This is a genomic window from Brevibacillus agri (assembly GCF_004117055.1).
Classification (GTDB): Bacteria; Bacillota; Bacilli; order Brevibacillales; family Brevibacillaceae; genus Brevibacillus; species Brevibacillus agri.
In genome coordinates this window covers 4672374-4695929 of sequence record NZ_CP026363.1, presented here as the reverse complement: position 1 = coordinate 4695929, position 23556 = coordinate 4672374, and the positions used below count along the sequence as shown (strand labels likewise).

Here is a 23556-nt window from a genome sequence, read left to right as displayed (position 1 = left end):
GCAAGCTCGCAGCGCTTACTTGCGGGCGCCTGACTGGGCACGCAGTAAGCGGTTGACCGTTTCCCGGCGAAGCCCGATGAACTGGCCGATTTCGTCCTGGGTCAGCACTTCGGACAGGGAAGCGACGGGAACGAACGACTGGAACCAGAGTTGCAGCTTGCGCAGTCTTTCCGCCGGAGATACTTCGGACAACTGGTCGATGCGCTGCTGCATCATGCGCAGCTTTCCTTGCAACTGCAAGGCGATCTCCCGGCATTTCTCGTGGTTTTCTTCCAGTTCGCGGTACCAGTCGGCCGCGGACAGCACTTCGACCTCACAGGTGACGAGCGCGACGGCTGTTCCGTAGTAAGGATTCGGGCTGAGCAGCGAGTGATGCGGGATCGTCTCGCCTGGCACGATGACGTTGACCAGCGTGAGCGTCCCGTCTGCGTGCACCCGGTTGATTTTGAGCATGCCGCTTTTCAGATGGTAGAGCGGCCCTGTCTCGCCTTGGCGGAACAGCGTTTCCCCTTTGTGCAAAATCATTGGTTTTCCTCCTTGTTCAAACGATCCATACGGCAGTAGCAGTATATCACAATCTGCTTTGCCAGCACCTGCTTTCCGCGACGGGAGGGCAGGTGCTTTTTCGCGTAGTGGACAGGTGCGTTTTATGTGGAAATCAGCAGTTTCCGGCATGTTTTGCCCTTGCGTTCCAGACGGAATCGTTTGCTATAATGAGACAATCACGTTATGGAAAAAGGTGTTCTCTGATGCAAAGTACGATCCTCATCTGGCTTGGCTACCTGCTCGGACTGCTCGTTGTGGGCTTTTTTGGCTACGTGGCGTACCGTTACTGGTACCATATGGGACAGCTTCCGAAGCCGCCGTTTCGAGAGCTGGATGCGAAGCCTGCGCCTGAGAACTGGTCTGATGATGAGGTGACGTTTACGTGGATAGGCCACTCGACGATTCTGTTGAATATTTACGGAACCAAAATCTTGACTGACCCGGTATTAGGCGAAAAATTGGGACTTCGCGTCGCAGGGCTGCTGCATTTTGGCCCCAGGCGCTTCACGCCTCCCGCTCTTGATTTTGACGAGATCGGCAGCGTGGATTTGATTTTATTGTCCCATGCCCATATGGACCATGTCGACCTGCCGACGCTGCGCCGGCTGGCTCATCCGTACACACACGTCATCACGGCCAGCAATACCGGAAAACTGCTTCGCCGCATGCCGTTTGCCTCCTGCAAGGAGCTTGCCCCGGGGCAAGCCACGACGACAAAAGACGGAGTGACCGTCACGGCGATTCCGGTCAGACACTGGGGCAACCGTTTCCCGTGGAACCATGACTACGGCTACAACGGCTACGTCATCGAGAAAAACGGCGTGCGCATTTTGTACCCTGGCGACACTGCCTACATGTCGATGGAGAGTTTGCCGCAAGAGTTTGGACAGTTTGACCTCGTGTTCATGCCGATCGGAGCCTACAAGCCCGATTCCTACCAGGCTGCGCATTGCACGCCCGAGCAGGCGTGGCAAATGTTCAAGGAGAGCCGGGGCAAATGGCTGGCGCCGATTCATTGGAACACGTTCGTCCTCTCGCGCGAGCCGGTAGACGAACCGATGCAGCGTTTGCTTGCGGCAGCGGGCGAGGAAAAAAATCGGATTATCGTCGAGCGGCAAGGAGAGACGTTCACCTTGCCCGTGCGATAGCAGCGATTGCTTGCGTGAAAAAGCAAGGTTGGAAGCGACTGCTTGCGGGCAGTCGTTTTTTCGTACAAATAAGAATTGATAAGATTTTTATCCGGTATAAGGGCAAAGAAGGTTGCACCGATGGCTTGGCGCAGCCAGGCTTTCTACTGCTCGCGGCAGCTTTTGGCAGGCGCGGGATGGCTGGCGACGTGCCGCGATGATAGCCGCCCGGACGAACTGCATAAACTAGAAGGAATCACCTGCTTCTTATAGAATTTATTTTATCAAGAGTTTTGGAGGAGGGATACATATGACGAAAGCATTGCCGCAGCGTTGGGATTTGGATGTATTATTTCCCGGTGGAAGCGAGTCGACTGCGTTTTTGGCTTTTCTGGAGCAGTTGGAAAAAGATATTTCGCAACTGAAAGCCCGCGTAGAGGATGCCGCACTCGCCTTGCAGGAAAAGGACGCGTTTTTGGAGGTTGTCTCCGAGGTGCAAAGCATCGCGGTGCGGATGAGACAGGCGGGCGCGTTCATTTCGTGCCTGACCGCGCAAAATGTGAAGGACGAACCAGCCAAGCTGCTCGGCGGACGGGTGAAAACGATCTCCGCTGCATTCGGCGCCGTGCTGACGCGCTGGGATGAACAGTTGCTGCGCATCGACGAAGCGGCATGGAACAGCTTGCTGGAGGACGGGGAGCTGCAGCCGCTCGCGTTTGTGCTGAACGAGCGCCGTCGCCGCGCCCAGGAAAAGCTGTCGCCGGAGCAGGAAGTGCTGGCGAGCGACCTCGCTGTGGACGGCTACCACGCCTGGCAAGATTTGTACAACGCCGTGGTGGGCCGGATGACGATCGAAGTGGAGCTGGACGGGGAGACGAAGCAGTTGTCCGTAGGGCAAGCCTCCAACCTGATGAGCCATCCGGACCGTGCCGTTCGCAGCCAAGTATTTGCCAAATGGAAAGAAGCATGGGGCAAGGAAACCGAGCTGTGCGCGCAAGCACTCAACCACCTGGGCGGCTTCCGTCTCGCCCTGTACCGCCACCGTGGCTGGGATTCCGTGCTGCGCGAGCCGCTCGACATCGGGCGGATGCAGGAAAAAACGCTCGAAGCGATGTGGCAGGCGATCGACAATCGCAAAGACCGTCTCGTCGCTTACCTGGAACGCAAGGCGAAGCTGCTCGGCATCGACAAGCTGAGCTGGTCTGACGTATCCGCTCCGGTCGGAAGCGTGCACAAAAAAGTGTCGTACGACGAGGCCGCTGCCTTGATCGTCGAGCACTTCAACCGTTTCAATCCGAGCATGGCGCAGTTCGCCCAAAAGGCGTTTGAAGAAGGCTGGATCGAGGCGGAGGACCGCCCGGGAAAACGTCCGGGCGGCTTCTGCACGAGCTTCCCTGTGAGCAAGCAGTCCCGCGTCTTCATGACGTATGCGGGAAGCGCAAGCAACGTCTCCACGCTCGCGCACGAACTGGGGCACGCGTACCACCAGCAGGTGATGTGGGATTTGCCGCCGCTCGCCCAAAACTACGCGATGAACGTAGCGGAAACCGCCTCGACGTTTGCCGAGATGATTCTCGCCGACGCTGCCGTGAAAAACGCGGCCAACGACGAAGAGCGCCTCGTGCTGCTCGAAGACAAGCTGCAATCCGTCGTCGCGTTCTTCATGAACATTCACGCGCGCTTCCTGTTCGAGAAAAACTTCTACGAGCAGCGCAAAAAAGGTCTGGTGAGCGCAGCCGAGCTGGACCGCATCATGGAAGAGGCGCAAAAGACGGCGTTCAAAGACGCCCTCGCGGAGTACGAGCCGCACTTCTGGGCGTCCAAGTTGCATTTTTACATCACGAGCTATCCGTTCTACAACTTCCCGTACACTTTCGGCTACTTGTTCAGCTTAAGCGTGTACGCGCGTGCGCTGGAAGAAGGCGAGAGCTTCGCGGCAAAATACGATGCGCTCCTGCAGGACACCGGCCGTCTGATGGTCGAGGATTTGGCGAAGAAGCATCTGGGCGAAGACATGACGACCGTCGAGTTTTGGCAAAAAGCAGTCGACCTGGCTGTGGCAGACATCGACGAGTTCCTGCGCCTGACGTAAAAAAGCAATTAGAAAACCTTGCGTATAGATTGGTGAGTCAAGCAGCCTGTTGCTTCGGTGACAGGTTGCTTTTTTATGCGACAGATTGTAATATCAAGTGCGACACCTGCCCGAGCTGTCTCAGGAACTGCGACAAATTTTGTCCCGGCGCCCACAAGCCAACGTGCAGCTCGACCAGGCGAAGTGTACGGCAGAGACGAGTTTGCGCCGGGCGATCCTTTGCCTGCGAAACCATGCGCTCGTCGGCAAAAAAATATTGTGTGTGGGCGACGACGATTTGGTCAGCGTCTCGCTTGCCTTGCTGCTCAAACGGCTGTTTCCGGGGAAGGAAGTAGCCTCCGGGCGGATCGAGGTAGTCGATATCGACGAGCGCTTCCTGCAATTCATCACAGGGGTGGCGAAGCAGCATGCCTTGCCGATCCGCTGCCATCGCGCCGATTTGCGCCAGCCGCTGCCGAAGAAATTGCACCGGCAATACGACTGCTTTTTTACCGATCCGCCCTATACGCTGCAAGGGATGTCCCTGTTTTTGTCGCGGGGAATCAGCGGCTTGCAAAAACGCAAAGGACTGCCGATTTTCCTCTCCTTTGCCCACAAGTCTCCTGATTTTGCGTTGCGCATGCAGCAGCAGTTCGTGCAGGCGGGGGTGAGCGTCCGCGAAGTCATCAGCCATTTCAACGAGTACGAAGGGGCGCAAATGCTGGGCGGAAAAGGGCAAATGATCGTGCTTGCCACTACCGAACAGACGGCGCCGATCGTGGAGCATGCCTTCACGGAGCCGCTTTACACCGGAGAAGAAGCGCGCTCGCAGCGTTTGTACCGTTGCCAAAAATGCGCCCACGTCAGCAAGGTCGGGGCCAGAGAACAGGTAGCGACGATCGAAGTGTTGAAAAGCAAGGGCTGCCCGCGCTGCCGCCATGCGCGCTTTGCGCTGATTGCGCGCCGCCCTTCCAATCGCGACTGATTGTCCAGCGTCCGGCATATGGTAGAAGTGAGGGGGGTGCGACTATGGCCTACGAAAAGGCGTTCACTGTCTTGCGGATGACAACAGGCTTGCTGTTTTTGCTGCACGGACTGGCGAAGCTGCAAAAGGGGATGGACGCTGTCACGCAAATGTTTGGCGATCTCGGCTTGCCGTGGTGGCTCGCCTATTTGGTGCTGGGGATCGAGTTGATCGGCGGGCTCGCCTTCCTGCTCGGCATCGGGGCGAAATACGCGGCCTGGGGGCTGGCGGGGGTCATGACAGGGGCGATTGTGACCGTGAAGTGGAAGCAAGGATTTATCGGCGGATACGAGTTGGACCTGATATTGCTTGCGGTCACGATCTGCGTCGGCTTTCAGCAGACAAAAGCAAGACCCGGCTAGGGAAAAGGCGCAGCCGGGTCTTTTGCATTTATTGGTCCGTCTCCAGATGCTCGTAGCTGTCGGCAGATACAGCGGCAAGCAAAGGCGTTTTTTCCTGGCAGTAGTACAGGTGCAACTCGTGCATGGCCCGCGTGCAGGCGGTGTAAAACAGCTTGCGCTCGCTTTCCTCGCTGTAGCTTGCCGAGGACGCGTCGTAAATGATGACGGCGTCGAACTCGACTCCTTTTGCCAAGTACGCCGGGATGACGAGACAGCCGGTATCGTAGGACAAGGTCGAGGTCGTAATCAACCGGATCGGCATGCGGCTGGCCAGCCGTTCATGGGCTTGCTCGGCTTCTGCTGCCGTTTTCGTAATGACGGCAATCGTCTTGTGCCCGTTTGCCAGCAGCTTTTGGATGCGCTCTTCAATCTGCTTCGCGAGAGCGTCGCGGTTGTGCACCTTCGTCACAGTGGGCACCAGCCCCGCGCGGTTGAACGGCTCAATCCGCTCGCCGCCTTCCACCAACTGCCGCGTGAACTGGACGATGGGCAAGGTCGAGCGGTAGCTTTTCGTCAGGACGAACGTCTCCGTCTCCTGCGGTTCAAACAGCGACGCGACAGTGCCGAAGCTCTCGTTGTGGAACGCGTGCGCGTAAATCGCCTGGTTCCAGTCGCCGAGCACCGTCATTTTGGCGCGCGGAAACAGGCTCTTGATGAGCGCAAACTGGAAGGCAGAGTAGTCCTGGGCTTCATCGAGGAAAACGTGGCGGACGAGATTGTTCGTCTGCTGGCCTTCCAGCCGCTCCTGCAAGTACAGGTAGGGCGGAATGTCTTCCTGGGCAAGCTGTGCCTGTTTGGTTTGCGCAAGCGTCATGGAGCAGATTGCGGGCCACGCCTCCGGAATTTGACTTTGTTCGTCCGGCAGCAGTTGACCGAGCAGTTGAGGATTGGCATAAAACTGCTCGTAAGTGGCCTTCGTATCAATAAATTGCAGCGCGGCAACAAAGTCGCGAATCGGCTGGAAATGCTGTTTGACGATCCGCTTTGCCAACAGCTCCTGTTCGCGGTCAAAGTCGTCGAACGAGTCCTCGCGAAACTGCTTTTTGCGGCGCAATTGCTGGTAGGCGGCGGCAAATGCGTCTTTGTCGAGCATTTCCATTTCGTCCTCGACCCACGGCTGCGTCCGTTCACGCCGCTCCAGTTGCTTGACTTCTGCCAGCAATGCTCGGGCTACCAGGCTCATCCGGTTTGGAATCGGCAGGGAGGTGTCCAGCGCATAAAACAGCTCGTGGATGTGCGCGGCGGATATAAGCGTCCGGTTGCGGAATACAATCGGGCGAAACACAATGCCGGCCTGCATCAGCCGCTTGGCGTACTGATCCATGACCTGCAAAAACAGCGTGGACGATTTGAAGCGGATGGCGGCCAGCCGCGCCGCGTAATCCGGCTGGTCTTTTGCCGTAAGCACGTACTCCATCTGTTCCAGCGGGTCTTCCAGGCGAAAGTCGTCGCCAAGCCGATGCTCCGCATATTCCTGGAAGGTCGTCTGCTGCATGTTTTCCTCGCCCAGCTCCGGCAAAACCGTCGAGATGTAGCTGTTGAACAGCGAGTTGGGGGAGAACAGGACGATCTGCTCCGCAGTCAACGTCTTGCGGTAGCGGTAGAGCAAATAGGCGACGCGCTGCAGCGCCGCAGACGTTTTGCCGCTGCCAGCCGCCCCGGAGACGATCAGCAGCCGGCTTTTTTCGTTGCGGATGATCCGGTTCTGATCGCGCTGGATCGTGGCGACGATGCTGCGCATTTGCGAGTCGGCTTGTTTACCCAACACTTCCTGCAGCAGCTCGTCGCCAATCGTCACGCCTGTATCGAACATGTGGAGCAGCTTCCCGTCGCGGATGATGTATTGCCGTTTACACGTAATCTCGCCGGAAACGACTCCGCTTGGCGTATCGTACTGGGCAGGGCCCGGCGAATAGTCGTAGTACAGGCTGGAAATCGGCGCGCGCCAGTCGTAGACGAGAAAATGCTCGTCGTTTTTGTCCAATAGCGACGCGATGCCTAAATAAATGCGTTCGGAGCGAGGCTCCGTTTCTTCGCGAAAATCAATTCGGCCAAAATAGGGAGAGTGCAACAACCGCTGCATGGTACGCAACTGATGCAGGGCATGACGGTGGCTGCGCTCCCGCTCGGACAATACTTCAGCCTGCTGCTTGATGCTGACGTAAGTTTCGATCGCCTCGGTGGCATCCTCGAAGTTGACTGTCACATCGTCCCAAAAATGCTTGCGGATTCCGACAATATCTTCACTCACGACTTTTACCTGCTCCTTGAGCTCGGAAATCCGTTTGCTGATTTCTGCGACGACTGTCTCAACCCGTTGTTGCTCGTTTTGCCTGTCTTGCTCAGTAGCGCTCATGGTACCGCTCCTTTTTCATTCCCCATTTTTGATCTGAAGGTTTGACAAATGAAATCCAATGTGGTACTATTATATTGGGATTATAGTGAACATATATCGAGAAGTAACCTAAAGACCAATTTCCATTGTAGCAGACGGGAATTGGATTTTCAACATGCGTGTGTAGAAAAAATAACGGAGTCGATAACGAAGACGGTGCGAGAGGCATGCGTCTTCGTTTTTTTGTGTTTGGGTTGGGGGAAGGGGGCGGTTGGTCGCTGCTCGGCAGGGTGTAGCTTGTGGGGCTGGGTCTCGTCCTGCGCATATTTGTGCCTCGTCCGCACGATTGCATCGCGCCCGCACAAATGCGCCGTTCGCAGGATTGGGCCTCGTCCGCACAAATGCGCCCCGTCCCGCACAATTGCACCGCGTCCGCAGGATTGCACCGCGCCCGCACGATTGCGCCCCCCACGCCCGTTTGCTCCATATCCCGCACATCTGCTTCTACCCACCAAAACGTATGTAATGGGAAAAAGCATCGGGCTTTTTCCTTTTTTACTGTCATGCCTCATACAAAGGCTGCTCCCACCAGTTCACGCAAAACGAAAAGGACGACTTTTCCCCTGCATCCGGCACACGGACGACCATCGCCATTCCCGGACCGATCACCCACTGACCGTGCGGCTCGGCGCCTGTCGTTGTCAGCGGCGGGATGATCCGGGTGGACGCGAATACGCCATCCCGTTCGCCGTGAGCGCTGCCTGAGCCGAACATGATTTGCCCCTGGGCGGCGGGACAGGCAGCGAGCTGGATGTAGCCGGATGTCACCTGGCTGGACGTCTTCGCCTTGCCGATGCTGCTCGCTTTGCCAAACCAGATGTGCGCTTCGAGGGGAGCGGGAGAGAAGTTGGTGAGGAGCCACTGGTTTACGTATAAAAGGACGCTGGAGCGCAGCGGGTTGACCAGGGAAGCGAAGCCGTGCTCGCCGTCCGAAGCTTCTATTTTTTCCGTTTGTCCCATGTACGATTTGCACGGATCGGCCAGCGGGTGGGCGTAAGGGCTGTTTCTGCTCAGTTGGGCCGGGGGAGGCGGCGTGGGAAAAGGAAAGTATCCCATCTGCATGTACATGTCAGGCAGGCCGTAATAGTAGGAGGGACGCGCGTAGGGGGGCTTTGTCATGATTTCCTCTCCTTAGCGATTCAGTTAGTGCCAGCCCTACAGCATATGGCATACGTCCAGCGAGGGTGCCGCCGGGCTGAGAGGACAGAGCGGCGTGCTGGTCAGCATGCTCTCCTGAAACAAAAGAAAAACGCCCAAATCGTCGAGGATTGGGCGTAAGTGCGCAGCAAGACAGGGGTTACGAGACAACTTTCCAGGCATGGATGGCGAGCAGCGCCCAGCCCGCGAGGAACAGCACGCCGCCAATCGGCGTAATCGCGCCAAGCACCTTGATACCGGTCATCGCCAGCGTGTAAAGGCTGCCGGAGAAAATCAGCGTCCCGGCGGCAAAGCACCATCCGGCCCAGACGAGGCCCGAAGAGTCCGGGTACCATTTGAGCAACAAGGCGACGAGCACGAGCGCCAGAGCGTGAGTCGTCTGGTAGGTCACCCCGGTATGGAAAATGCCAAGTGAATATTCGTCCAGCTTTTCTTTCAGGGCGTGAGCGCCAAATGCGCCAAGCGCGACAGAAAGAAAGCCGCTAATACTGCCCAGCAGCAAAAACAGCTTCATGCGTGATTCACTCCTTCTACGTTCTCCATTATGCACATGTGTCCACCTTTATTGTACCGCACAACGATGGCCCATGCCCAATTGCAATTTGATGAACAGCACGCCGGACAATCGTACAGACCGCTTGTCAGCTTCCGACATAGAGTGAAGTAGTGCAGCGGCTTCATTTTCAGGCTGTTGTCTAGGGAGGTGACGTGGACATGAGCAAATGGCTTTCCTTGGCAGGTGGTCTTCTCGGTGGCTACGCTTTGCTGGAAACTCCGTTGGATGGCACGTTCTTGAATGGGCTGAATCCGGTTGTGGATGGAATTGGCCTCATCACCATGCTGGTCTTCTCGGGCGCACTTATTTATACTGGCGTGCGCGACTGGTTCCAGAAATAAGGACAACACAAAACGATAACAAAGGCGCTTCCTGATGTGAGGGCGCTTTTTCTTGCTCCCAAAAACAGACAAAGACCGTTTTTTCACAAGAACGCTGGCGTCTTTTCCCCATCAGCCCCATATACATAAAGTAGGCTTTGGCGAATGGAGGGGGAAAGACAATGACAGGCGACGAGCGCAAAGAACTGGAGCGATCCATTGATGAGATCACGGAGATAGCCAAGGGGTTCAACCTTGATTTTTATCCGATGCGATACGAAATTTGCCCGGCGGATATCATTTATACGTTTGGCGCGTACGGAATGCCGACCAGGTTTTCGCACTGGAGCTTCGGGAAGAGCTTCTACCGCATGAAACTCCAATACGACCTGAACCTGAGCAAAATTTACGAGCTGGTCATCAACTCCAACCCGTGCTACGCGTTTTTGCTCGACGGCAACTCGCTGATCCAAAACAAGCTGATCGTAGCCCACGTGCTGGCCCACTGCGACTTTTTCAAAAACAACATGCGCTTCTCCAACACGAATCGCGACATGGTCGAGAGCATGGCCGCCAGCAGCGAGCGGATTCGCCAGTACGAGATCGAGTACGGCAAGGAAGCGGTGGAAAACCTTTTGGATGCGAGCCTGGCGATTCAGGAGCACATTGATCCGGGCCTGCTTCGTCCCAAGCTCAGATGGAAGCGGGAGTCTGAGGAGCCGACGAAAAAAGGCAAGGTCGAGCGCACTTCGCCATACGACGACCTGTGGCGCCTGGACCGCAAAGAAAAAGTCGAGGCCGATCCGGCCAAGCAAGTGCGCAAATTCCCGCCCGAGCCGGAAAAAGATTTGCTGCTGTTCATCATGGAGTACAGCGATGTGCTGGACGATTGGCAGCGCGATGTGCTGACGATTATCCGCGACGAGATGCTCTATTTCTGGCCGCAGTTGGAGACGAAGATCATGAACGAAGGCTGGGCGACCTACTGGCATATGCGCATCTTGCGCGAGCTGGATCTGACGGAGTCGGAGACGATTGAATTTGCCAAGCTGCATTCCTCGGTCATCCAGCCGTCGACGACGAGCATTAATCCATATCATTTGGGCTTGAAAATTTTCGAAGACATTGAACGACGCTGGGACAATCCGACAAAAGAAGAGCAGGAGCGCTTCGGACGCAAGCCGGGAGAGGGACGGACGAAAATTTTTGAAGTGCGCGAGCTGGAGTCGGACATCAGCTTCATTCGCAACTTCCTGACGAAAGACCTGGTGAGCGATCTGGACCTGTACATGTTCGGCAAGCAGGGCAACGACTGGGTCGTGACCGAAAAGCAGTGGGAGCAGGTGCGCGACGGGCTTGCTGCCACGCGGGTCAACGGCGGCTTCCCGTATGTGCTGGTGCACGATGGAGACTACTTGCGGACTGGCGAGCTGCTGCTCAAGCATCACTTTGAAGGACTGGAGCTGGACGTGAAGTACGTGGAGAAGACGCTGCCCTACATTTACACGCTGTGGGGAAAAAATATCCACCTGGAGACGACAGTGGAAGATCGGCAAGTGATATTTACGTACGATGGCAAAAAGGTGCACCGCCGCTTTTTGTGAAGCGAAAGAAAGCCGTACGTCCGGTGGAAGGCATAGCCGGATGTACAGCTTTTCTGCTGCGCCGGGCAGGATTTAGCCGCGGATTGTGGAAATTTTTCGAAGAAAGAGCGGTTTACCTACTTCCCGGGAGGTTCTTCACATGACAAAGCACGTAGCGGTTATCGGATCAGGGGTTATGGGGCATGGGATCGCCCAGCTTTATGCGCTGGCAGGCTTCCCTGTTTCGCTGTATGACCTGCAGGAAGAATTGCTGCACAAAGCAAAGGCGAGCATCGAACAGAGTCTGGCGCTGCTGGAACAAGAGGGAGTCATTACCGGACAAGACAAGTCCAATGCGCTGGAGCGGATTACGCTGACTACCGATTTGCAGCAGGCGGTGGCCGATGCCGATGTGATTACAGAAGCGGTGCCGGAAGTGATCGAGCTGAAGTGGCAGTTGTTTGCGACGCTGGAGCAGTACGCGAAGCCGGAGGCGATCATCGCGTCCAACACCTCGACGTTTTCGATTGCGCGGCTGATTGAAAAAGCACAGTCGCCGCACCGTTTTATCATCACCCACTTTTTCAACCCGGCGCAGCTCGTGCCGCTGGTCGAGATTGTCCGCCACGAAAAGACGGCGGAGGAAGTCGTCAGAGCGACAGTCGAGCTGATGAAGCGGATTGGCAAGGCGCCTGTGCTCCTGAAAAAAGATGTGCCAGGCTTTATCGCCAACAGGCTGCAAGCGGCGCTGATGAGAGAGGCGTTTCATTTGCTGGCGGAAGGCGTGGCTGACGCGGAGGAAATCGACACGGTCATGAAAGAAGGCATCGGGTTTCGCTGGGCGTTTGTCGGTCCGATCGAAACGGCGGACTTCGGCGGCCTCGATACGTGGAAGCGGGTTATGGACAATTTGGCGCCAGAGCTGGACCAGTCCACAACGGCTCCGGCGATCATCGCCGAGCGCGTGGAAAAAGGCGAGCTGGGAACCAAATCCGGAACGGGCATCTACGCGTACGAGCGCACCTCTGTCGCAGAAAAGCTGCATGCCAGAGATGAGCAGTTCATCCGTTTGGCCAAGCTGAAAAAAAGTCGCTAGAGCGAAAGCTGGGCACAAAAAGGTCGGGGTTGATCCCGGCCTTTTTGCGCCGAAGATGAGCAATTTTCTTGCGCCATCTGCCAAAAGCACGTTGATTTTCGCCCGGTTCACGGTTGCGATATAAATGACGTATCCGCTTCTCGATACGACAGTACGCCAGTTTCGATCGAATTCCGAACGCAGAACCCGGCTGGAGTACACTTGATTTTCCACGCGTGTCGCCGTTTTTTTCATAGAGATCAACACCTCCTGTCCCTTTCACTGTATGCAGCAGCATGGCAATGGTGTGGACAAGTGTGCGTAGATAAGCCCCTATTTTTGTTGCATCGGACTGGCAAGCGTACTATGATAGCAGCAAGGACGGCAACTGCAGTGCTATAGCCTGCAGGCGTGCCGGGGAAAAAGGAGTGAGCGAGCATGGCAAAAAGCAACGCACGCAAGCAGCGGGAAAAGCTGGCGCGGGAAGGCAAGCGCAACCCGGAGCTGAACAGAAGCATCTTCGCCTTTGCCGACATGAGGCAGCGGACGACGAAGACCAAAGCGGAAAAACTGAATCAGCAAAAGCACAAGAGGTCGTTATCCTGGCAAAGTGATGACGGCCTTTTTCGTTGCCGTTTTTCTGTCCCCTGTTTTGTGATAGCATGTAGCCAATAGCCAGCGCGATGAGGTGAATCCATGGAAAACACTCCCTTTACCGTTTAGCGGCTGCTGCAGCTACCCGTTTTTCGCGGAGCGGAAATCATGGCCGGACGCGAAGGAATTTCCAAAGAAATCTACTACATAAGCTCCGTCGAAATGCCTGATCTGACAGGGTTTCTCCGCCCGAACGAGCTGATTATCACGACAGGCTACGCGTTTCGCCACGAGCCAATGCTGCTCTGCCGGCTGCTGGATGAGATGCACCGGATCGGCAGCTCGGCAATCGGCATCAAGACGAGAAGAGTCATCCAGGAAGTGCCGCCCGAGGCGCTGTACATACCAATCAGGGAGGAACAACGATCTCGTTGAAGCAAACGATGACGAAGCACAGATCGTCCCGCCGCTACGGCTGCATGAAAGTTTTCCGGACTTTGGCGGGGAAGCGGCAGAGTAAGCAAGCAACGGGGAGCCCGTCGTCTTGTCCGCCGCGCTCATGGCGAAGCTTGTTTCGGAATGGGTATAGCGTGAAAAAAGAAAGCCGGCCGGGGACTGGCTTTTTGGCGGAAGGGAAACGAAGGCTGCACGGAGCTTTTCGTTTGCGAACAGGCAGATTGGGTTGTAGGAAACGGCGGGATTGCTTATGCTAGGAGGACAGCTATAAGCAGAAATGAGGCATGCGCGAATGAATGAGCGTGTTACTGGCGCGTCCAGCCCAGCCGTCCATCCCGAGTGCGCGAGGGCGATCCGGCAGCTTTTGCAGTTGCAGGAGCCGAAGCGCGAAGACTTTTTGGCGCTTCGCACGTACGGCAATGATCGTTATTCGTCCATGGGCTGGGAGGAACTGCAATCGTATATAAATGAAAAGACGGTAGTCATCGTCGAGCAGTTTGAAAACGAGCAAAACATCATGTCCGCGCTGCGCTGGGTTGCGCGAGGGCTGCCCGTCTGGCACGCGATTCGCAAAGTGAAGGCGGATTACTCCGTGTACGGATACAAGGGGCAAAGTTAGGGGGGGGCTGCTCGCACCAGCCTCGCCCGGCACGTCCAAAATGCAAAGAGAAGAAAAGTCTGTCAGAGTGGCAGACCTTTTCTATTTTTGATAACGCTTACGGCAAAAAAGTGCAGGCAAATCCGAAAAAAATACTGCACGCGAAAATGAAAAGGTCTATTATTGTCACTATCATCATCTTTGGAGGGGGCCATCATGACAGAATTCTTACTTAGCTTACTACAGATCATCATCGTCAATCTGGTCTTGAGTGGGGACAACGCCGTCGTGATCGCGCTGGCTTGTCGCAACTTGCGTCCAGAGTTGCAAAAGAAAGCAGTCTTCTGGGGCGGCTTCGGAGCGATCGGACTGCGGGTCATCCTGACCTTTATTGCTATTTGGCTGCTCCAGATCCCGTTTGTTCAGGTGGTCGGGGGACTTTTGCTCATCTGGATTGCCGTCAAGCTGCTGAAGGGCGAGGAAGAGGAGACCCATATTGGCGGCGGCTCGAACATGTTGGAGGCGCTGAAAACGATTATTTTTGCCGACCTCATCATGAGTCTGGACAACGTTATTGCTGTGGCGGGGGCTGCGAACGGAAACATGCTGCTCGTCGTCATCGGACTTGCCGTCAGCATCCCGCTGATTATTTGGGGCAGCCAGTTGCTGATGCTTTTGATGAACCGTTTTCCGGTCATCGTGCTGTTGGGGGCGGCTTTGCTCGGTTACACCGCAGGCGAGATGATCGTCGGCGACAAAGTAGTCGGAGCGTTTCTGGAAGGGGTGTTGCCAGCGCTGCACATCATTTTGCCGGTCGCTTTGGCACTGGTGGTCATTGCTGTTGGCACGTACCTGAAGCGCAAGCGTGAAAAATCAGGGGAGGACCGCGTCGCACAAGACCACGCGGAGACACTGTAGCCATGGAATATCGGGACTGGTCGATTCTCCAGACGCTTTATCGGGAACAAAACATCACCCGGACGGCAAAAAGTCTGTACTTGTCCCAGCCTGCCCTGACCAAACGGCTGCGGCAGATCGAAAAAGAGTTTGGCGTGCAAATTGTCCAGCGCGGCAGGCGAGGCGTCCACTTTACGCCAGAAGGGGAGTATTTGGCGAGTTGCGCGGATGAAATGCTTTTGCGTCTGCGCAAAATCAAGGAGCACGTCGCCAATATGGGCGAGCAGGTGAGCGGCACGCTGCGGCTGGGCGTCTCCAACTATTTTGCCCACTACAAGCTGCCAGGTCTGTTGAAGCTGTTCAAGCAGGAGTATCCGCTGGTAGAGTTCAAGGTCGTGACGGGCTGGAGCAAAGACGTGTACCAGTCTGTGTACAACCAGGATGTGCACGTCGGTTTTGTTCGCGGCAATTACAATTGGCCGGATGGCAAGCTGCTGTTGTTTGAGGAGAGCGTGTGCATCGTCTCCAAAGACCCCGTCGATGTAGCCGACCTGCCGAGCCTGCCGCGCATTGACTACAAGACAGACCCGCTATTGCAGGCGCTGGTGGACAGTTGGTGGGCCGAAAACTACTCTTCGCCGCCCCGGATCGGAATGGAAGTGGACAAGGCGGATACGTGCGGCGAAATGGTCGCAAACGGACTCGGCTACGCCATTCTCCCCCGCCTGGTCGCAAACGGCAAACAAAACTTGTACCTGATCGAAATTAAGGACGCCGCGAACAAGCCCGTCAAGCGCAGCACCTGGATGTTTTACCACAAGGCATCCCTGGAGCTGCAAAATGTGAGAGCCTTCGTGAACTTCATGCAGCGCATGGATTTTCCGCATTCGTATTAAACGCCAACAGAGCGGGCGACCAGCCGCGGACCGCTGCTTCGAGAACAGGATGACTTCTCGAAGGCAGCGTTTTTCTTTTTCTGCCATTCGCGCAAGGAATCGCCCGCGATAACGAATGGCTATTTTTCAGATGGCTTTTTCTGGCGTACACTGGAGGTACAGCAAGAGAGCAACAAAAGCAACGTCAGACAAGAAAAGAGGGATCAGCATGCTTTTGCTTCGCATATTGCTCACGCTGCTGCTCGGTTCAGTGGGAGGCTGGCTGTTTGCCGAGGTGCTTCACAGCCCGCTGCCGTGGTTGATCGGTTCCTTGCTGGCGACTGTCGCGGCGACCATGCTCGGGGTGCAAAAGCTGTGGATTCCGGGCTGGTTCCGTCAGGCGGGACTGATTGTGATCGGCATATCGCTTGGCCTGCGCATGACGCCGGATATTTGGCAGACCATGACAGATCATATCGGTTTGATGCTGATCGCCACGCTGCTCACAGTGCTAATCAGCCTGCTCAACGCGTGGATTTTTTACAAAATGGGCAAGGTCGATCGGGTTACGGCGATCTTCAGCAATATTCCCGGCGGTCTGTCGGAAATGGTGACGATCGGCCAGTCTGTCGGCGGCAATCAACAGGTGATCTCGATTTTTCACTCGATTCGTGCGGTGACGATCGTTTTGTGCACGCCATTTTTAATCTCCTGGCTGTTTGACGGGCACGCCTCGTCTGTGGTGCTGTCGACAGGCGGTCACGTGCTGGAGTGGCTCCCGACCATTTTGCTTGTCACAGCCAGTCTGATCGGTGCGCTGGTGGCTACCCGCTGCTCCATTCCTGCGCCGTATTTGCTTGGCCCGTTGCTGATTGCCGCACTCGTCTCCCTGAATACACCGTGGACGGGCGAGAATCCGGCGCTGGCAGGAGGGCTGGTCAAAGCCGCGCAAGTGTGGATCGGAGTAAGCATCGGGCTTGGTTTTCGCAAAGAAAACATCCGAAAACAAAAGCGTTTTTTCCTGCTCGGCGCCATACATTCGCTGCTGCTGTTCGGCATGGTGACGGCGATGGCTGTGGGCCTGGCCTATTTCGCCAACATAGAAGTGGCGACGAGCATTTTGGCGACGGCGCCTGGCGGAATTGCCGAAATGAGCTTGACCGCCATGTCGATCGGGGCAGATCCGCTGCTCGTGACGGCCTTCCAGTTGTTTCGCGTCCTGTTTGTGCTCACGCTGTTTTCCTTCGGCGGGCGTAGCTGGGGAAAACGGCATCGGGCCGAGGCGGCAGCGACTTTGGACAGAACGGCCTGACGTTGGCAAAACGGAGGGCGGCAACAAAATCCGGCAGCATCAATGAGCAATAACAGAATCCGGTAGCACCAAGCGAATACGAAAGCCTGCAGCCTGTTTGCGAACAGCGAAGCTGCAGGCTTTTTTTATCGGGACAAGCAAAAATCTTCTACCGATCAACAAAAAGCGCCGCTTCACAATTAAGACACAAAGGAAAAATGTAACAATCGCTAGTTCAATAGGTTTGTGGAAAAAGTTTTGACAAATTTTCAATAAAAATTTGAACAAAACATGAACAAAAAGTGAATTTTGTGTTACAATAAGTTCAACAAAGAAAACGACGCAAGGTAAAATTCCAAAACGACAGGGGTTTTGAACCATGAATACAGATAAAAAAGCTGCTGACTTGCTGAGATGGATCGCTTGGACAGCAATTGCAATCGGCGGATTGTTGATGGCGTTTACTGCAAGCGATTTCAGAGCGGAGAACTTCCCGTTGATGGTATCCATCGGATTTTTGATCGCAGGCATGAACATTTTCATCATGAGCACGGTTTTCCGCTTGATGAATCTGCGCAAACAAGAAGTGTAACAAAACGATGCCAAATCCATAAAGGAAACCTCTCATTTCTTCCTTATATAATGAGAGGTTTTTTGTTGCCTGTAGCTGAAAAATAACGGAAACAATAGCGGAAAAACCGAACACCGCTTACGCAAATGCGCGGCGTAGCCTTCTTTTTGGAGCTGTCCAAGAGGAAGGCTTTTTTTATTTAAATTGAAAGCACAAAACGGAGGCGATCAAACTGGATATTATATCCATATTTGGGTGTGGTTGTGCATCCGAGGGGATTCCTAACAAGAATTTGAGCAACTCGTGACTGCTTCGTGAACACTTTGTCACAGAAAAGCTACGAATTATTGAACGTCCGAAAAAACAAGTACAAAAGTTGAGCGTCTCTGCTAGTATGTATATGCGGTTATCTGGTATGTTCACTTTCGTTAAAAAAATCTCTGCTGAGTCCTGTTCGAAGATGGATTCCATCCTCTGCGTGAAAGACTCAGAGGGGAGGCGAACGCGAATAGCGGATGCACCATCAGTTTAGATGCTTGTTGTTTTGTGAAAGAGGAGGGATTAGGAGAATGAGTGGAGGAAAAATGCTGAGGCAAATCCACTTTTGGATCTTGGCAGCGTTGACCACCGTCCTGCTTTCAGGCTGTGGTAGTGAGTATCTTGTCTTGAATCCTAAGGGGCCTGTAGCAGAGACGCAGTACAATCTCATTATTATTTCCACTATATTGTGCGCTGTCATCATCGTTCCGGTTCTTGCGCTTACCGCTTTTATCGTCTATCGATATCGGGACAAACCGGACAACAAGGCACCTTACAAGCCAGAGTGGGCACACAACACGGCCCTCGAAGCAATCTGGTGGGGGATTCCGGTGGTCATCATTGCGATCCTGGGATACTTTACCGTTCGCGATACGTATGTGTTGAAAGAGTCTCCGAATAAAGAAGTAGCTCCAATGACGGTACAAGTGACCGCGTTGGATTGGAAATGGATGTTTACTTACCCTGAGCAAAACATTGCGACGGTCAACCACCTGGAGATTCCGGTTGGCGTACCGGTTCACTTCCAGATTTCTGCGGAAGCGCCAATGAACTCTTTCTGGGTACCATCGCTTGGCGGCCAGGTTTACGCGATGGCAGGGATGGCGACCGAGCTGTACTTGCAAGCTGACGAGCCGGGCGAATACGCCGGATTCAGCTCCAACTTCTCCGGTGAAAAATTCGCTCACATGCAGTTCAAAGTTGTAGCGAAGCCGAAAGAAGAGTTCGACCAGTGGGTCAAAGAAGTAAAAGGCACGAGCCCAGCAATGACGAAAGAAGATTACAACGAGCTGAAAAAACAAGGATTGTCCGAGAAAAAGCTGTACTCTGCATTCCCGGAAGGCTTGTTTGAAGAGATTGTGCAACGATACAGCCATGGTCACGATATGGACCATGTGATGAAAAAACAGCCTGCTCCGACAGGTGACAAGTCAAAAGAAACTTCGCAAGAGACGCAACAGTCGACTGATATGAGCAACATGCATGGAATGGATCATTCCAGTATGAAACATTAGGCGAAAGGGAGGAGGAATACCACGTGTGGGAGGACATTAAAGAATTTGCATCCACGTTCTTCGTAACTGGTGACCCACTGATTTACGGTGCGGACGTATCGATTGTGCTGACAATGCTCGCGATCGTGTTTGTCCTGACCAAATATAAAAAATGGGGTTGGCTCTGGCGTGAATGGCTGACTACCGTTGACCATAAACGTATCGGGATCATGTACCTGATTTCATCGCTTCTCATGCTGTTCCGCGGTGGGGTTGACGCCCTGCTGATGCGTCTGCAGTTGGCATTCCCGAATCTGGAATTTTTGCATGCCGATCACTATAACGCGATCTTTACCACTCACGGTACGATCATGATTTTGTTCATGGCGATGCCGATGATGTTCGGTTTGTTCAACATGGTCGTTCCGCTGCAAATCGGGGCGCGCGACGTTGCGTATCCGTTTTTGAACGCACTCAGCTTCTGGCTGTTTTTCCTTGGGGCGATGCTGTTCAACCTGTCTTTCGTTATCGGGGGGTCCCCGGACGCAGGTTGGCTGTCTTATCCGCCATTGTCGCAAAATGATTTCAGTCCGGGACCAGGACAAAACTTCTGGATCTGGGGGATTCAAATCTCCGGTATCGGTAGTTTGGCAACAGGTATCAACTTTATCGTAACGATTCTCAAAATGCGTGCACCAGGTATGACGCTTACCAAAATGCCGCTGTTTAGCTGGTCTGTTCTGTCGTCCAGCATCATGATTATTTTTGCTTTCCCGATCTTGACTGTCACCATCGCACTTTTGTTCCTTGACCGCTTTGCAGGTGCGCACTTCTTCACGATGGATGGCGGCGGTAACCCGATGATGTACCTGAACCTCATCTGGATGTGGGGTCACCCTGAGGTGTACATCGTAGTTGTACCAGCGTTCGGTATTTTCTCTGAAGTTGTGGCGACATTCTCGCGCAAACGCATTTTCGGTTACAAATCCATGGTGTGGGCTTTGATGGCAATTGCGATCGCGTCCTTCTTCACATGGGCTCACCACTTCTTCACAATGGGTACAAGCGCCAGCGTTATCGCCTTCTTTGCGATCTCGACGATGGTCATTGCGATTCCGACCGGTGTGAAGGTGTTTAACTGGCTGTTTACGATGTTCCGTGGTCGGATATCCTTTAAACAACCGATGCTGTGGACCATTGCGTTCATTCCTTGCTTCCTCGTAGGGGGAGCGACAGGTGTCATGCTGGCGGTAGCTCCGGCAGACTACCAGTACCACAACAGCTACTTCCTGATCGCCCACTTCCACCAAGTGTTGATCGGTGGGGTTGTGTTCGGTTACCTGGCAGGTATTTACTACTGGTGGCCAAAACTGTTCGGCTTCAAGCTGGATGAGAAGCTGGGACGTTGGGGCTTCTGGTTCTGGAACATCGGTTTCTATATTTGCTTCATGCCGCAATACGCGCTTGGCTTTATGGGTATGACTCGCCGTTACTACACATACGGCTGGGATCGCGGTTGGGAAGACCTCAACCTCGTATCGACTGTCGGTGCGTTCATGATGGGGATCGGCTTCATTTTCCAAGTATGGCAAATCGCTTACAGCATCAAGCACGGAGAACGGGATACGACAGGGGACCCATGGGATGCACGTACCCTGGAGTGGTCGATTCCATCTCCAGCGCCGTTCTACAACTTCGCCGTCGTTCCGCATGTGAAAGAAGCGGATGACTGGTGGGCAACAAAACAAGCAAAAGCAAATGGCACGTATAAACAAGAGCCGGCGCATTTGGAACCGATTCATATGCCGAAGAACTCTGGTATTCCGATTATCATGTCGACCTTCTGGTTCTTGATCGGATTTGGATTCACCTTTGGATGGGTATGGATGGCCGTAGTTGGATTCATCGGAGTTGCCGTGTGCATGTGGGTACGCTCCTTCCAATATGATACGGATTATTACGTACCGGTGGATGAAGTGCGTCGCACGGAGGCTTCACTGGGGAGGGTGTTGTAATGATGGCTAATCATCACGACCATAGTCATGGCCACGACCATCATGAAGAGCATGAGCAACTAAAGGTTCTTGGCTTCTGGATTTTCGTTGTTACGGACTGCATTTTGTTCGGTACGCTGTTTGCCACCTATGCAGTAATGATGCATAGCTTTGCAGGCGGACCGACTGGAAAAGAACTGTTTGAAATGCCTGGGATCATCGCTTCAACTTTTATCCTGTTGACCAGCAGCTTTACGAGCGGACTTGCTGTGCTGGCGATGAACAAAGGAAAAGTAAAAGAACTGATCGGATGGCTGGCGGTTACAGCCGTCCTGGGTCTGGCCTTCGTCGTGCTGGAGATCAACGAGTTTACGCACTTGGCGCATGAAGGAGCAACCATCGCGACTAGCGGTTACTGGTCCGCCTTCTTCACCCTGGTTGGAACGCACGGGTTGCACGTAACCATCGGTCTGTTCTGGATGGTCGCGCTGATGATGCAGTTGAAGCGCCGCGGTATCAATGCGGTGACTCGCCGCAAAATCACCAACCTGAGCTTGTACTGGCACTTCCTGGACGTTGTGTGGATCTTCCTCTTCACAGTCGTCTATCTGATGGGGGTGATGTAAGATGACACAACATCAAAATCATGGCAATCACGATCACGGGTCGCTGAAGTCGTACGTCATCGGCTTCGTCCTCTCGATTGTGCTGACCATTATCCCGCTGGTGCTGGTCATGAACCAGATGCTCGAAAAAACGGCTCTCGTAATCACGATCTTGGTGATGGCCATCTTGCAATTCGTTGTTCAACTGTTCTTCTTTATGCACATTCGCGAGGGAGAAAAACCGCGCTACAATGTACAGACATTGATCCTCGGTCTCGTGATCGTGTTTACGATCATCGCAGGTTCCATCTGGATCATGATGTTCAACAAATACTAAGCAGCATTATAGGGAAAAAGCCAAAAGGCGTGAGTCAAGCGATCGGTTGCTTGTCTCGCGCCTTTTTCTTGCTCCGTCATGTTTAGCGTGCTAAGATAGACGGAAATTATTGACAGCACATTCGAAAGGCAGTGGGAGTATGGCAGAGCAGCTCGCTTTGGTCAAGCCTTCCGCCCGGCGACAGCAGGAGTATTTGGCTTATTACGAAGAATGGAAGCAAAGCGGGGAACCGTTTGTCCCTTGGGTGGCCGGGCGCGAGCCGCACGATTTTGGCGCTTACCTGGCGTTTCTTGCCAGCGAGGGAAGCGAAGAAAGTATTCCGGCCGGCTGGGTTCCGCACTCAACCTACTGGCTGGTGAACGGCGAGGACAAAATCTTGGGGGTAGTCAACATTCGCCATCGCCTGAACGAGCATTTGTACAACGCAGGCGGCCATATCGGCTACGGCATCCGGCCGAGCGAAAGACGAAAAGGCTACGCGACGGCGATTCTCGCGCTCGCGCTGGACAAGACGAGAGAGCTTGGCCTGGAGCGGGTACTGGTTGTGTGCGATCGGGACAATACCGGCTCGGAAAAAACAATTCGCGGCAACGGCGGGGTGTTGGAATCCGAGTTCACGGAAGCGGACGGCAATGTGGTGCGGCGGTATTGGATTGCATTGTGACTGAGCCAATCCCAGCGATTAAGACGCTACCAGTGACAAAGGCTATCGTTTTCTTAAAAAAAGGCACACGCGTCCTTTCTATTTTTACCTGCCGCAAAGTTCGCGAATGTTTTTACTGCCGCCAACCCTTTTCTTTTTCAAAACAAAGTATATAATTATGTTGTGTAACGTATTTTGGAAAGGGGAGATTTCTTTGTTTGATATCGTGATTGTTGGAGCAGGCCCAGCGGGTGGAAGCGCAGCATTGTTTGCCGCGAAGGCGGGGAAAAAGACGTTGTTGATTGACAACGACAAGAGCATGACCAAACGCGCGTGGATGGAAAACCACTATGGCATCATGGAAATCTCGGGCCCTGACCTGATCGAGACAGGGAAAAAGCAGGCTGCCAAATTCGGGGCCGAGCTGGTGGAAGACCAGGTAACTAACGTGAGGAAAACCGAGCAAGGACTGGTCGTGGAGACAGCGGAAAAAGGCTCGTTCGAAGCGAAGCATGTCATTTTGGCGACAGGCGCGGTAGTGGCGCTTGCCGAAGAGATTGGCGTCAAGACAAAAGATGGCACGGAGCCGCGCATCAAGTCGATCGTAGACGTTGACGCACAAGGAAAAACGAACATCGAAGGCATTTGGGCGGCAGGCACGTGCGCAGGCGTGAGCGTACATACGATCATTACCGCTGGCGACGGGGCGAAAGTCGCGATTAACGTCATCAGCGAGCTGAACGGCGAGCGTTATGTCGATCACGACGTGTTGAAAACAAACTGAGCTTTAGATGTACAGGCACCTTCTCTTTTCTGAAGAGAAGGTGTTTTTTCGCAGCAGTAGCAAACGGTTCCTGCCCTATATTTTGCAGACATATGGTCAAATTTGAATATAATAGACTATATT

General features: G+C 54.2%; 24 protein-coding genes and 1 pseudogene. 19 read left to right on the top strand and 6 right to left on the bottom strand.

Annotation, left to right across the window (positions count from 1 at the left end):
- Window positions 1-15: 15 nt before the first annotated feature.
- Window positions 16-525 carry a Crp/Fnr family transcriptional regulator gene (locus BA6348_RS22970; protein ID WP_007781659.1) on the bottom strand — a complete coding sequence of 170 codons (510 nt, stop codon included), beginning with the start codon at window positions 523-525 and terminating at the stop codon, window positions 16-18.
- Window positions 526-749: 224 nt separating this feature from the next.
- Between BA6348_RS22970 and BA6348_RS22965 the strand changes: the two genes are divergently transcribed.
- From BA6348_RS22965 to BA6348_RS22945, 4 genes are all read left to right on the top strand, one after another.
- Window positions 750-1694 carry an MBL fold metallo-hydrolase gene (locus BA6348_RS22965; protein ID WP_026557961.1) on the top strand — a complete coding sequence of 315 codons (945 nt, stop codon included), beginning with the start codon at window positions 750-752 and terminating at the stop codon, window positions 1692-1694.
- A gap of 289 nt (window positions 1695-1983) precedes the next feature.
- Window positions 1984-3765 (top strand): M3 family oligoendopeptidase, encoded by a 1782-nt coding sequence (locus BA6348_RS22955; RefSeq protein WP_007781666.1) that lies wholly within the window; start codon window positions 1984-1986, stop codon window positions 3763-3765.
- 97 nt (window positions 3766-3862) lie between these two features.
- Window positions 3863-4729, top strand: a complete 867-nt coding sequence (locus BA6348_RS22950) for a bis-aminopropyl spermidine synthase family protein (protein ID WP_122953399.1) — start codon at window positions 3863-3865, stop codon at window positions 4727-4729.
- Window positions 4730-4773: 44 nt separating this feature from the next.
- Window positions 4774-5130 (top strand): DoxX family protein, encoded by a 357-nt coding sequence (locus BA6348_RS22945; RefSeq protein ID WP_005836227.1) that lies wholly within the window; start codon window positions 4774-4776, stop codon window positions 5128-5130.
- A 28-nt stretch (window positions 5131-5158) separates the two neighbouring features.
- Here BA6348_RS22945 and helD read toward each other — a convergent pair whose 3' ends face one another.
- The 3 genes from helD to BA6348_RS22930 form a co-directional block, all read right to left on the bottom strand.
- Window positions 5159-7525, bottom strand: coding sequence for an RNA polymerase recycling motor HelD (helD, locus tag BA6348_RS22940; RefSeq protein ID WP_122953398.1), 2367 nt, complete (start codon window positions 7523-7525; stop codon window positions 5159-5161).
- Between the two features lie 540 nt (window positions 7526-8065).
- Window positions 8066-8683 (bottom strand): DUF6143 family protein, encoded by a 618-nt coding sequence (locus BA6348_RS22935; protein ID WP_005835048.1) that lies wholly within the window; start codon window positions 8681-8683, stop codon window positions 8066-8068.
- Between the two features lie 178 nt (window positions 8684-8861).
- The gene (locus BA6348_RS22930; RefSeq protein ID WP_005835046.1) at window positions 8862-9236 is read right to left on the bottom strand and encodes a DUF423 domain-containing protein; all 375 of its coding nucleotides are present in this window, start codon (window positions 9234-9236) and stop codon (window positions 8862-8864) included.
- Window positions 9237-9436: 200 nt separating this feature from the next.
- Between BA6348_RS22930 and BA6348_RS22925 the strand changes: the two genes are divergently transcribed.
- The 3 genes from BA6348_RS22925 to BA6348_RS22915 all read left to right on the top strand — a co-directional run bounded on the left by BA6348_RS22925 (window position 9437) and on the right by BA6348_RS22915 (window position 12277).
- On the top strand, window positions 9437-9619 hold the full coding sequence (locus BA6348_RS22925) for a hypothetical protein (protein WP_005835043.1): 183 nt from the start codon (window positions 9437-9439) through the stop codon (window positions 9617-9619).
- Between the two features lie 161 nt (window positions 9620-9780).
- A complete protein-coding gene (locus BA6348_RS22920; protein ID WP_007781691.1) occupies window positions 9781-11202 on the top strand; it encodes a SpoVR family protein in 1422 nt (473 codons plus the stop codon).
- A 139-nt stretch (window positions 11203-11341) separates the two neighbouring features.
- Window positions 11342-12277 carry a 3-hydroxyacyl-CoA dehydrogenase family protein gene (locus BA6348_RS22915; RefSeq protein WP_005835039.1) on the top strand — a complete coding sequence of 312 codons (936 nt, stop codon included), beginning with the start codon at window positions 11342-11344 and terminating at the stop codon, window positions 12275-12277.
- Window positions 12278-12325: 48 nt separating this feature from the next.
- Here the strand turns inward: BA6348_RS22915 and BA6348_RS22910 are convergent.
- A pseudogene (locus tag BA6348_RS22910) lies at window positions 12326-12511 on the bottom strand (hypothetical protein); the annotation flags it as partial.
- A 183-nt stretch (window positions 12512-12694) separates the two neighbouring features.
- Between BA6348_RS22910 and BA6348_RS22905 the strand changes: the two are divergent.
- The 6 genes from BA6348_RS22905 (at window position 12695) to BA6348_RS22880 (ending at window position 16988) form a co-directional block, all read left to right on the top strand.
- The gene (locus BA6348_RS22905) at window positions 12695-12931 is read left to right on the top strand and encodes a hypothetical protein (RefSeq protein ID WP_005835037.1); all 237 of its coding nucleotides are present in this window, start codon (window positions 12695-12697) and stop codon (window positions 12929-12931) included.
- 87 nt (window positions 12932-13018) lie between these two features.
- Window positions 13019-13285 (top strand): PucR family transcriptional regulator ligand-binding domain-containing protein, encoded by a 267-nt coding sequence (locus tag BA6348_RS22900; protein ID WP_005835036.1) that lies wholly within the window; start codon window positions 13019-13021, stop codon window positions 13283-13285.
- 313 nt (window positions 13286-13598) lie between these two features.
- Window positions 13599-13925 (top strand): hypothetical protein, encoded by a 327-nt coding sequence (locus BA6348_RS22895; RefSeq protein ID WP_003842489.1) that lies wholly within the window; start codon window positions 13599-13601, stop codon window positions 13923-13925.
- A 195-nt stretch (window positions 13926-14120) separates the two neighbouring features.
- Window positions 14121-14822, top strand: a complete 702-nt coding sequence (locus tag BA6348_RS22890) for a TerC family protein (protein ID WP_005835033.1) — start codon at window positions 14121-14123, stop codon at window positions 14820-14822.
- Between the two features lie 2 nt (window positions 14823-14824).
- The gene (locus tag BA6348_RS22885) at window positions 14825-15697 is read left to right on the top strand and encodes a LysR family transcriptional regulator (protein ID WP_005835031.1); all 873 of its coding nucleotides are present in this window, start codon (window positions 14825-14827) and stop codon (window positions 15695-15697) included.
- Between the two features lie 208 nt (window positions 15698-15905).
- Complete coding sequence (locus BA6348_RS22880) at window positions 15906-16988, top strand: AbrB family transcriptional regulator (RefSeq protein WP_025848017.1); 1083 nt, start codon at window positions 15906-15908, stop codon at window positions 16986-16988.
- 39 nt (window positions 16989-17027) lie between these two features.
- Here the strand turns inward: BA6348_RS22880 and BA6348_RS26905 are convergent, their stop codons facing one another.
- Entirely contained in the window at window positions 17028-17579 is a 552-nt protein-coding gene (locus BA6348_RS26905; protein ID WP_155808656.1) for a hypothetical protein, read from the bottom strand.
- A 528-nt stretch (window positions 17580-18107) separates the two neighbouring features.
- Between BA6348_RS26905 and qoxA the strand changes: the two genes are divergently transcribed.
- From qoxA to BA6348_RS22845, 6 genes are all read left to right on the top strand, one after another.
- A complete protein-coding gene (gene qoxA / locus BA6348_RS22870; RefSeq protein WP_025848019.1) occupies window positions 18108-19091 on the top strand; it encodes a cytochrome aa3 quinol oxidase subunit II in 984 nt (327 codons plus the stop codon).
- Window positions 19092-19114: 23 nt separating this feature from the next.
- Window positions 19115-21085, top strand: coding sequence for a cbb3-type cytochrome c oxidase subunit I (locus BA6348_RS22865; RefSeq protein WP_005835023.1), 1971 nt, complete (start codon window positions 19115-19117; stop codon window positions 21083-21085).
- Window positions 21086-21087: 2 nt separating this feature from the next.
- On the top strand, window positions 21088-21690 hold the full coding sequence (cyoC, locus tag BA6348_RS22860) for a cytochrome o ubiquinol oxidase subunit III (protein ID WP_025848022.1): 603 nt from the start codon (window positions 21088-21090) through the stop codon (window positions 21688-21690).
- A gap of 1 nt (window position 21691) precedes the next feature.
- Entirely contained in the window at window positions 21692-22006 is a 315-nt protein-coding gene (gene cyoD, locus BA6348_RS22855) for a cytochrome o ubiquinol oxidase subunit IV (protein ID WP_005835019.1), read from the top strand.
- A 139-nt stretch (window positions 22007-22145) separates the two neighbouring features.
- A complete protein-coding gene (locus tag BA6348_RS22850) occupies window positions 22146-22670 on the top strand; it encodes a GNAT family N-acetyltransferase (RefSeq protein ID WP_005835017.1) in 525 nt (174 codons plus the stop codon).
- 193 nt (window positions 22671-22863) lie between these two features.
- Window positions 22864-23433 (top strand): FAD-dependent oxidoreductase, encoded by a 570-nt coding sequence (locus BA6348_RS22845; RefSeq protein WP_005835015.1) that lies wholly within the window; start codon window positions 22864-22866, stop codon window positions 23431-23433.
- Window positions 23434-23556: the final 123 nt, after the last annotated feature.